The sequence below is a fragment of the Acinetobacter sp. SWAC5 genome, from assembly GCF_003419885.1.
GTDB classification, from domain to species: domain Bacteria; phylum Pseudomonadota; class Gammaproteobacteria; order Pseudomonadales; family Moraxellaceae; genus Acinetobacter; species Acinetobacter cumulans.
In genome coordinates, this window is sequence record NZ_QUWR01000044.1 from 1 (window position 1) to 9,785 (window position 9,785).

The following is a 9,785-nucleotide window of genomic DNA, read 5'->3' on the forward strand; positions in this document are numbered from 1 at the left end:
AGTCATTTGAATGATTTCTTCTTGGTCTACGTGTCATAAAATACTCCATATATTGATGTTTATAACATCATTTGGGGAGCAAAATATCACTTATAAGTGTTGTTCAAATTTCCTGATCCACCTCTGTGGCTCAACCTGCGAAAAGAAACGAGTTGCTACGTAAGTCCGAGAACATGCTTTCCATGGTCTCTGAGCTCGCCTTTGGGACCGACATATCGGTAGAGAGTGACGCGCTCGATGCCGAGTTCCTTGCAGAGATCGGAAACTGAAGTATCGCGCTGGGCCATGGCGGCTTGCGCGAGACGCACCTGAGCTTTGGTGAGCGCGAATTTTCGTCCGCCCTTGCGACCGCGCGCTCTCGCGGAGGCGAGACCCGCCATGGTGCGCTCTCGGATCAGATCCCGCTCGAACTCGGCCAAGGTGGCGAAGATTCCGAACACCATGCGACCGGACGCAGTCGTGGTGTCGATCTGAGCGCCCTTTCCAGTCAGAACCCGCAGGCCGATCTTGCGGTCTGACAGCTCCTTCACCGTGTTGACCAGATGGGCAAGCGATCGTCCGAGGCGATCGAGCTTCCAGACCACCAGCACATCGCCGTCACGCAATGACTTGAGGCAGGCAGTCAAGCCAGGGCGATCATCACGACCGCCGGAAGCAAGATCATCATAGATATTGTCCCGTTCGACACCTGCGGCGCGCAAGGCGTCGTGCTGCAGGTCGAGAGACTGCGAGCCATCGGCTTTGGAGACGCGGGCATATCCGATCAGCATGTATCACAAACGTTGGTTTGAGGCGGCGCTTCGGCCACGATTGCATTGACCTCTGGAAATGTATCTCAACCAGCTTCATAAACAAAGCGTCTTGAACGCTATCAGATTTTGAAAAAGGAACATGTATGCCGCGTCGCGTCACTCTAACCGATCGGCAGAAAGACGCGCTGTTGCGCTTGCCGACTTCACAGACGGATTTGCTCAAGCACTATACGCTGAGTGATGAAGACTTTGGGCATATCAGGCTGCGTCGGCGCGCTCACAACAGGTTCGGCTTCGCCCTGCAATTGTGTGTCCTGCGCTATCCCGGCCGGGTGCTGGCTCCAGGCGAACTGATCCCTGCAGAGGTCATCGAATTTATCGGAGCGCAGCTTGGCCTGGGTGCCGACGATCTCGTAGACTATGCTGCCCGCGAGGAAACACGGCACGAGCATCTTGCCGAGTTACGGGGGCTCTACGGCTTCCGCACCTTCTCCGGACGTGGTGCGAGCGAGCTGAAGGAATGGTTGTTCCGAGAAGCCGAGATGGCGGTGTCGAACGAGGATATCGCCCGTCGCTTCGTAGCCGAGTGCCGACGCACCCGCACTGTCCTTCCCGCGACATCCACGATCGAGCGGCTTTGTGCCGCGGCTCTCGTCGATGCCGAGCGACGCATCGAGACGAGGATCGCCAGTCGGCTGCCTATGTCGATCCGAGAACAGTTGCTGGCATTGCTCGAGGAGACGGCTGATGATCGGGTGACCCGTTTTGTGTGGCTGCGCCAGTTCGAGCCTGGCTCGAACTCTTCGTCGGCCAACCGGCTGCTCGACCGGCTCGAATATCTGCAACGCGTCGATCTCCCCGAGGATCTGCTTGCCGGCGTTCCTGCCCATCGGGTGACTCGTCTGCGCAGGCAGGGTGAACGGTATTATGCCGACGGCATGCGCGATCTCCCGGAGGACAGGCGGCTTGCGATCTTGGCTGTTTGCGTCTCGGAATGGCAGGCGATGTTGGCCGACGCAGTGGTCGAAACCCACGACCGGATCGTCGGCCGTCTCTACCGTGCTTCGGAGCGTATTTGCCATGCAAAGGTCGCAGACGAAGCGGGGGTGGTGCGTGACACCCTGAAATCCTTCGCCGAGATCGGGGGCGCCCTGGTCGATGCACAGGATGATGGCCAGCCGCTGGGCGATGTCATCGCGAGGGCACTGTTGCAAAGTTAGCGATGAGGCAGCCTTTTGTCTTATTCAAAGGCCTTACGTTTCAAAAACTCTGCTTACCAGGCGCATTTCGCCCAGGGGATCACCATAATAAAATGCTGAGGCCTGGCCTTTGCGTAGTGCACGCATCACCTCAATACCTTTGATGGTGGCGTAAGCCGTCTTCATGGATTTAAATCCCAGCGTGGCGCCGATTATCCGTTTCAGTTTGCCATGATCGCATTCAATCACGTTGTTCCGGTACTTAATCTGTCGGTGTTCAACGTCAGACGGGCACCGGCCTTCGCGTTTGAGCAGAGCAAGCGCGCGACCATAGGCGGGCGCTTTATCCGTGTTGATGAATCGCGGGATCTGCCACTTCTTCACGTTGTTGAGGATTTTACCCAGAAACCGGTATGCAGCTTTGCTGTTACGACGGGAGGAGAGATAAAAATCGACAGTGCGGCCCCGGCTGTCGACGGCCCGGTACAGATACGCCCAGCGGCCATTGACCTTCACGTAGGTTTCATCCATGTGCCACGGGCAAAGATCGGAAGGGTTACGCCAGTACCAGCGCAGCCGTTTTTCCATTTCAGGCGCATAACGCTGAACCCAGCGGTAAATCGTGGAGTGATCGACATTCACTCCGCGTTCAGCCAGCATCTCCTGCAGCTCACGGTAACTGATGCCGTATTTGCAGTACCAGCGTACGGCCCACAGAATGATGTCACGCTGAAAATGCCGGCCTTTGAATGGGTTCATGTGCAGCTCCATCAGCAAAAGGGGATGATAAGTTTATCACCACCGACTATTTGCAACAGTGCCATCGCGAGTGGGTCAGGGTGGGACGGCTTAAAAACCCTTGTTGCAATGGCAACCAGGCTGACCGCCACCATGGCCGACGATCCGCTCAATCATGTGCTCGACGGTTATCACCGCTTCCGCCGATACGCTCCACGCATGTTGCGCCTGCTCGATCTGCGAGCTGCGCCCGTTGCACTGCCGCTTCTGGAAGCGGTGACGGCCCTTCGTACCGGTTTGAACGATGCCGCGATGACCAGCTTCTTGCGGCCCAGCTCGAAATGGCATCGCCACCTTCGGGCCCAGAGGGCTGGCGACGCTCGCCTATGGGAGATCGCGGTGCTGTTCCATCTGCGCGATGCGTTCCGCTCCGGAGATGTCTGGCTTACTAGGTCCCGGCGCTATGGCGATCTGAAACACGCACTCGTTCCGGCACAATCCATCGCGGAAGGCGGTCGTCTCGCTGTGCCATTGCGGCCGGAGGAATGGCTGGCAGACCGGCAAGCTCGCCTCGACATGCGGTTGCGCGAGCTTGGCCGTGCCGCTCGCGCAGGCACGATCCCGGGCGGGTCGATTGAAAACGGCGTTCTGCATATCGAGAAACTCGAAGCCGCCGCGCCGACAGGCGCCGAAGATCTGGTGCTCGATCTCTACAAGCAGATCCCGCCCACGCGCATCACCGATCTCCTGCTGGAGGTGGATGCGGCGACCGGCTTCACCGAAGCGTTCACCCATCTGCGCACAGGAGCACCCTGCGCTGACCGGATCGGGCTAATGAACGTTATCTTGGCGGAAGGGATCAACCTCGGCTTGCGCAAAATGGCGGATGCGACAAACACCCACACCTTCTGGGAATTGATCCGCATTGGACGGTGGCATGTCGAGGGCGAAGCCTATGACCGGGCGCTGGCCATGGTGGTCGAGGCACAGGCAGCGTTACCCATGGCCCGGTTCTGGGGCATGGGCACGTCGGCTTCGAGCGACGGACAGTTCTTCGTCGCTACAGAGCAAGGTGAGGCCATGAACCTGGTCAACGCGAAATATGGCAATACCCCGGGCCTGAAAGCCTATAGCCACGTCTCCGACCAATATGCGCCGTTCGCAACCCAGGTGATTCCTGCAACGGCAAGCGAAGCGCCTTACATCCTCGATGGCCTGCTGATGAACGATGCTGGACGCCATATCCGCGAGCAGTTCACCGACACGGGCGGCTTCACCGATCACGTCTTTGCCGCATGTGCCATTCTCGGCTACCGGTTCGCTCCGCGCATCCGCGACCTGCCATCCAAACGGCTCTACGCGTTCAATCCGTCGGCCGCCCCGGCGCACCTGCGAGCGTTGATCGGCGGAAAGGTCAACCAAGCCATGATCGAGCGCAATTGGCCCGACATCCTGCGCATCGCCGCCACCATTGCTGCCGGGACCGTCGCGCCAAGCCAGATTCTGCGGAAACTCGCCTCCTATCCGCGGCAGAACGAGCTCGCGACAGCCCTGCGGGAAGTCGGTCGCGTCGAGCGCACCCTGTTCATGATCGACTGGATTCTGGATGCCGAACTCCAACGGCGTGCCCAGATCGGGCTCAACAAAGGCGAAGCTCATCATGCGCTGAAGCGGGCAATCAGCTTCCACCGCCGCGGTGAAATCCGCGACCGTTCCGCCGAAGGCCAGCATTACCGCATCGCCGGCATGAATCTGCTCGCCGCCATCATCATCTTCTGGAACACCATGAAGCTCGGCGAGGTCGTTGCAAACCAGAAACGCGATGGAAAGCTGCTATCGCCCGATCTCTTGGCCCATGTTTCGCCGCTCGGATGGGAACACATCAATCTCACCGGAGAATATCGCTGGCCAAAGCCTTAGCGTAGGATTCCGCCCCCTCCCGCAAACGACCCCATTTTGTGATTTTGAATTAGATAATAATAAGTGATCGGCTTTGCTAATTGATGTTTTTGCTGTTGTCAGCTTAAAAGCTGAACAAGATTAAATAATGGAAATTTGATATGAATATGCGCATTCGTTTGATTGCAGGCGCAATCACCGCACTCATCGTGGGCTTTGGTTTTATGGCCTATGATAAATATACAGGCCGTGAATGGGTCGTCTCACCTGATCAGATTGAAGCGGCTCAAAGCAGTGGTAAAGCGGGTGTGGAAACACGTCCGGGCACGGTTGCGGTACGTGCAATCCGCAGCGAAGATGCGGATATACTGCCATTTAAATGGCTTGGTTATGGTTTGGTTGCAGGGTTCTTTGTCGTCTATTCAACACGCAAACCAAAAGCTGCACCAAAAGCATAATCTTTAAGTTAATCATTTTAAAAGCCTCGCTTTGCGGGGCTTTTTTATGTTGCATCTGCTAAGTTATTTTGTGGCTTTCTTCATTTCCAGACCGGAAATTAAAGCATCCAATCCATATTCAAAGGCAAAATCGGCACCTTCCGCATCGAATGTATCAAAGGCATGAGATAGAAACTGTGATGGCTGTGCAGGGGCTTCTTTTGAGGCTTGTTTGCGTTCAGAACTATCTTCGAGGGCTGCTTGCTGCTCACTGACAGAGCCCGTCGTATAATGACTGACAATCACTAATGCCCGTACGGCATCGGGCTGTTCAAATCCGCTCTCACATAAAAATCTGATCTGTTTTTCCACGCGCTCATATTGCGCACTGGTTGGGCGTGTGCCCGCATGAATGCGTGCGCCATCACGATAAGAAAGCAGTGCGCTACGAAAGCTGAGTGCATTTTCTTTTAAAAAGACACGCCAGTCTTCTCCTGTCTGAGGCACGGTGCGGGTGTGATTTTTTTCTAACATGGCTTCAGATAAGGCATCAAGCAGGGCGCGCTTATTGCGAAAATGCCAATAAAGAGCAGGTTGCTGCACCTTCAGGCGCTCGGCCAATTTTCGCGTTGTTAAATTGTCAACACCGACTTCGTTGAGAAGTTCAAGTGCAGCCTGAATAACGGTCTCACGATCCAATTTGGTCATTTTATTGCATTACCTCTTGACAATTTATCGTTGATAAAGTTTATTATCGCCAACTTATCAATGATAAATAAAAGTCACATCTATGTCAAAATCACTTATAACCGCACTCATTGTTGTCGCGCTTGATGCGATTGGTTTGGGATTAATCATGCCGGTGGTTCCGGCTTTATTAAATGAATTTGTACCGGCAGAGCAAACAGCATTTCACTATGGTGTTTTTTTATCGCTTTATGCGTTTATGCAGGTCTTTTGCGCGCCCGTTTTAGGGCGGTTATCTGACCGCTATGGACGGCGGATTATTTTGCTGGTTTCATTTTTAGGTGCCACGATTGATTATAGCATAATGGCGGCAGCGCCTGTTTTATGGGTGCTTTATATCGGCCGGATTATCTCAGGTGTTACCGGAGCAACTGGTGCAATCGCGGCATCAATTATCGCTGATACAACTAAACAGGAAGAACGTGCGCGTTGGTTTGGTTTTATGGGGGCGTGTTTTGGTGCAGGTATGATTGCAGGGCCTGCTATTGGCGGTGTTCTTGGTGATATATCTGTGCATGCGCCCTTTGTGGCAGGGGCTCTTCTCAATGCAATTGCCTTTTGTTTGGTGGCTTTCTTGTTGCCCAAAACGCCGTCACAACCGCCTGAAGGACAGCCAGCCAAAATCAATTTGTTTGAAGGCTTTCGCTTCAATTTTGCAGTTCAGGGACTTGCCAGCTTTTTTGCGTTGTTTTTTCTTATGCAGCTGATTGGGCAGGCGCCCGCCGCTTTGTGGGTGATTTATGGCGAACAGCGCTTGAATTGGGATATTGGCACAGCAGGTGTGTCGCTGGCCGTTTTTGGTGCAGCACATACATTCGTACAAGCTGTTTTAACCGGCACTCTTTCAAAGCGACTGGGTGACCGCGGTGTGTTGCTGCTTGGAATGGGCGCTGATATGTGCGGGTTTTTATTGCTGGCTTTTATCACGCAAAGCTGGATGGTTCTGCCGGCAATTTTTATGCTGGCCACAGGCGGCATTGGTATGCCTGCTTTGCAGGCCATTATTTCAGGTCTTGTTTGCGATGAAAAACAAGGTGCTTTACAGGGAACTTTAACGGGGTTGACGAATATAACCTCGATTATCGGGCCGGTCGGATTTACGACGCTTTATGGCTTAACCGCGGGGCAGTGGGATGGTTGGGTTTGGCTCGTCGCAGCAAGCCTTTATCTTATTGCTATACCATTATTGCGCCAGTCAGCCAGTTTATTGCGATCTTAAAATCTTGGCGGGAGATCAAGCAATCCCGCCAATAAAACCGCTGAGTTCATCAAGACGCACCATTGCCATGCGCATGGTGCCACGGCAATTTTGAGCTTTGCAGCGTGCGCGTCGTTCAACTTCGTCCAAATATAATTGCTCGTGTCCTCGAATTGAGCTGATCATTGCCTTATTGATATAAACAAGGCGGTTACATTTCTTGCAGGTCATTTCTAATCTTTGATGGTCTGCAAGATCACTGGCTTTATAGCGGGTTTTCCAGTTTCCGGGTGGGGATGCCATTTTCATCACCAGAAGTCTTCAGGTGAGGGAATACGGACATAGCTGATTTTACCGCCCACATGGGGTCGTTTGCGGGAGAGGGCGAAATCCTACGCTAAGGCTTTGGCCAACGATATTCTCCGGTAAGATTGATGTGTTCCCAGGGGATAGGAGAAGTCGCTTGATATCTAGTATGACGTCTGTCGCACCTGCTTGATCGCGGCCGCGATAGCTAGATCGCGTTGCTCCTCTTCTCCATCCGCGTTCCAAGCTGCGGAAAGGCACCCATAAGCGTACGCCTGGTCGAGCAGGCGACGCGGATCGACGTCCAGCGCACGAGAGAATGCGTCCGCCATCTGTGCAATGCGTCTAGGATCGAGACAAAGGTCGTCTCTGTCAGCCGGATCGTAGAACATATTGGCGGCGCCAAAGCCCACTTCACCGACCAGACCGACGGGATCTATCACCAGCCAGCCGCGACTGGAGAACATGATGTTTTCATGATGCAGATCGCCATGTAGCCCACGCAGTTCCGAGGCATTGCTCATCATTTGATCGGCTATAATCGCCGCGTGGACGTAGTCAGTTTGACAACCTGCGTTTTGATCATCGCGCGCCCGCTGAAACAAAGCTGCAAAGCGATCCCGGATCGGGAGAAGGGCAGAAGGCAGGGGTTCCTCAGATGCGGCATACAGCTTCGCCATTAGTTCCGCTGCAATTTCGGTCGCCTGGTAGTCGCCGTGCTCGGCAACGATGTGAGAGAGCATTCGCTCCCCGGCATATTCGAGCAACATCAGATTGTTCTCACGACCGAGCAACCGGACTGCTCCCCTCCCATTGCGCCATACCAGATAGTCGGCCCCGCGCAGTTCATCAGCAATGTCTTCTATAGGTTTCAATCCCTTGACGATTGCAGGAGTCCCGTCTGGCAATGAAACTTTCCAAACGAGGCTGGAAAAGGTGTCCGCAATGAGAACAGGTTGCGAAACGTGCCAATGAGCAGGAAAAACAGGCGGCATGAACATCAACCCCAAGTCAGAGGGTCCAATCGCAGATAGAAGGCAAGGCGTTCGCGGTCGGGGGCTTCGATCCCCAATACATTGAATAGGACAGCGAAGGCGCGCTCTGCTTCATCTGGCGCTGCCCAGTTCTCTTCGGCGTTAGCAATCATGAGTGCCAAATCGGCATAGCGATCTGCTGTTCCGAGCCGCCCAAGGTCGATCAGACCCGTGCATTGAAGAGTTTTAGGGTCCACCATGAAGTTCGGCATGCAGGGATCACCATGGCAAACAACCATATCGGTGCGCTCTTGGTCGAGCCGCACCGGTAGCTCTCGTTCGACACGAGCCAAAAGATCGAGCTGCGGCGTACTCTTGTCCTCGTCCGGTAAGAAGTCGGGATTGACGGCATTGCGGGACACCACATCAACGGCGCGTCCGAACATTCGCGACAGCCTGCGCTCAAACGGACATTGATCAACCGATAGGCTGTGAACAGCGCCAAGTTGCTGCCCCATTGACGGCCACGCTTTGAGCAAATCCGCTCCAGACAGATCAGCCGCCGGTACTCCCGGAATTGCCGTTATCACCAAGCATGCACCCTCCTGTTCCTCCTGCCAGTTGATCACCTCGGGGCAAGCCACACCTCGACCTTTGAGCCAAATGAGGCGGTCACGCTCTCCAGCGAGCTCACCGCGGCGGGAAGCAGGTGCGATTTTCGCGAAGGCATGCCCGTCACCACGTCGAAAAACAAAATCACCAGATTCTCCGCCTCTGACAGGCAACCAGTCAGAATGCGATTCACCAAAAAAAATATTAGTTCGATTCAATGGAGGTTCCTTCAGTTTTCTGATGAAGCGCGGAGGTGAGAGGTGGTCCCACTTGTTTGAACAACTAAAAGCTTATTTATAAGTGATACTCTGCTCTAGTTAAGCTACCTTATTTTGTTGTGGTAGCTGGTCATAGTAAAACTCATCTGGAGTCATTTTGTCCAGACTCGAATGAGGTCGTTTCAAATTATAAAATTCAAAATATGCGTTTAATTGCTTCTTCGCATCCAAAACATTGCTGTAGGCTTTGAGATACACCTCTTCATATTTAACGCTCCGCCATAATCGTTCAACCATCACATTATCAACCCATCGACCTTTACCATCCATACTGATTTGAATGCCATTTGATTTCAATACATCAATAAATGCATCACTGGTAAACTGACTGCCTTGGTCTGTATTAAAGACTTCAGGTCGGCCATATTTTTCAATAGCTTCATTTAATGTTTCTATGCAAAATGTAACCTCCATACTAATCGATACTCTATGCGCAAGTACCTTGCGGCTATGCCAATCAATCACAGCACATAAATAAACAAAGCCTTTTGCCATAGGGATATACGTTATATCCGTAGACCACACTTGATTACTGCGCTGAATAGCCAATCCTTTGAGCAGATATGGATATTTACGGTGAGCTTGATTGGCCTGACTTAGATTTGGTTTACGATATAACGCATTAATGCCCATTTTCTTCATTAA

Annotated in this window: 9 protein-coding genes and 2 pseudogenes; 4 read left to right on the forward strand and 7 right to left on the reverse strand. The window is 53.3% G+C overall.

Annotated elements, in window-relative coordinates:
• Positions 1-155 precede the first annotated feature (155 nt).
• Positions 156-770 (reverse strand): recombinase family protein, encoded by a 615-nt coding sequence (locus tag DYI81_RS17195; protein WP_000904906.1) that lies wholly within the window; start codon positions 768-770, stop codon positions 156-158.
• Positions 771-895: 125 nt separating this feature from the next.
• Between DYI81_RS17195 and DYI81_RS17200 the strand changes: the two are divergent.
• Positions 896-1,924, forward strand: a pseudogene (locus tag DYI81_RS17200) (DUF4158 domain-containing protein); the annotation flags it as partial.
• Positions 1,925-2,005: 81 nt separating this feature from the next.
• Here the strand turns inward: DYI81_RS17200 and DYI81_RS17205 are convergent.
• Positions 2,006-2,710 (reverse strand): IS6-like element IS26 family transposase, encoded by a 705-nt coding sequence (locus DYI81_RS17205; protein WP_001067856.1) that lies wholly within the window; start codon positions 2,708-2,710, stop codon positions 2,006-2,008.
• A 60-nt stretch (positions 2,711-2,770) separates the two neighbouring features.
• On the opposite strand from DYI81_RS17205, the pseudogene DYI81_RS17210 reads away from it, so the two are divergent.
• Both DYI81_RS17210 and DYI81_RS17215 read left to right on the forward strand, forming a co-directional pair.
• A pseudogene (locus tag DYI81_RS17210) lies at positions 2,771-4,609 on the forward strand (Tn3 family transposase); the annotation flags it as partial.
• A gap of 140 nt (positions 4,610-4,749) precedes the next feature.
• Complete coding sequence (locus DYI81_RS17215) at positions 4,750-5,046, forward strand: hypothetical protein (protein WP_044501921.1); 297 nt, start codon at positions 4,750-4,752, stop codon at positions 5,044-5,046.
• Positions 5,047-5,109: 63 nt separating this feature from the next.
• Here DYI81_RS17215 and tetR(Y) read toward each other — a convergent pair whose 3' ends face one another.
• Complete coding sequence (gene tetR(Y), locus DYI81_RS17220; protein WP_011931118.1) at positions 5,110-5,733, reverse strand: tetracycline resistance transcriptional repressor TetR(Y); 624 nt, start codon at positions 5,731-5,733, stop codon at positions 5,110-5,112.
• 82 nt (positions 5,734-5,815) lie between these two features.
• Between tetR(Y) and tet(Y) the strand changes: the two genes are divergently transcribed.
• Positions 5,816-6,991 (forward strand): tetracycline efflux MFS transporter Tet(Y), encoded by a 1,176-nt coding sequence (gene tet(Y), locus DYI81_RS17225; protein ID WP_011931119.1) that lies wholly within the window; start codon positions 5,816-5,818, stop codon positions 6,989-6,991.
• Positions 6,992-7,006: 15 nt separating this feature from the next.
• Here the strand turns inward: tet(Y) and DYI81_RS17230 are convergent, their stop codons facing one another.
• The 4 genes from DYI81_RS17230 to DYI81_RS17245 form a co-directional block, all read right to left on the reverse strand.
• Positions 7,007-7,273, reverse strand: a complete 267-nt coding sequence (locus DYI81_RS17230; RefSeq protein WP_052928020.1) for a hypothetical protein — start codon at positions 7,271-7,273, stop codon at positions 7,007-7,009.
• 167 nt (positions 7,274-7,440) lie between these two features.
• On the reverse strand, positions 7,441-8,277 hold the full coding sequence (locus tag DYI81_RS17235) for an aminoglycoside O-phosphotransferase APH(6)-Id (RefSeq protein ID WP_000480968.1): 837 nt from the start codon (positions 8,275-8,277) through the stop codon (positions 7,441-7,443).
• Positions 8,277-9,080 (reverse strand): aminoglycoside O-phosphotransferase APH(3'')-Ib, encoded by an 804-nt coding sequence (gene aph(3'')-Ib, locus DYI81_RS17240; protein WP_001082319.1) that lies wholly within the window; start codon positions 9,078-9,080, stop codon positions 8,277-8,279. The genes DYI81_RS17235 and aph(3'')-Ib overlap by 1 nt, the downstream gene beginning before the upstream one ends.
• Positions 9,081-9,179: 99 nt before the next feature.
• Positions 9,180-9,785, reverse strand: a 606-nt coding sequence (locus DYI81_RS17245) for an IS3 family transposase (protein ID WP_117008159.1), incomplete at its 5' end; no start/stop codon positions are given.

Excerpts from the sequence above, each read along its gene's own strand:
- DYI81_RS17195 (WP_000904906.1), bottom strand. The coding sequence starts at position 770 with ATGCTGATCGGATATGCCCGCGTCTCCAAAGCCGATGGCTCGCAGTCT.
- DYI81_RS17205 (WP_001067856.1), bottom strand. The coding sequence starts at position 2,710 with ATGAACCCATTCAAAGGCCGGCATTTTCAGCGTGACATCATTCTGTGG.
- DYI81_RS17215 (WP_044501921.1), top strand. The coding sequence starts at position 4,750 with ATGAATATGCGCATTCGTTTGATTGCAGGCGCAATCACCGCACTCATC.
- DYI81_RS17230 (WP_052928020.1), bottom strand. The coding sequence starts at position 7,273 with ATGGCATCCCCACCCGGAAACTGGAAAACCCGCTATAAAGCCAGTGAT.
- DYI81_RS17235 (WP_000480968.1), bottom strand. The coding sequence starts at position 8,277 with ATGTTCATGCCGCCTGTTTTTCCTGCTCATTGGCACGTTTCGCAACCT.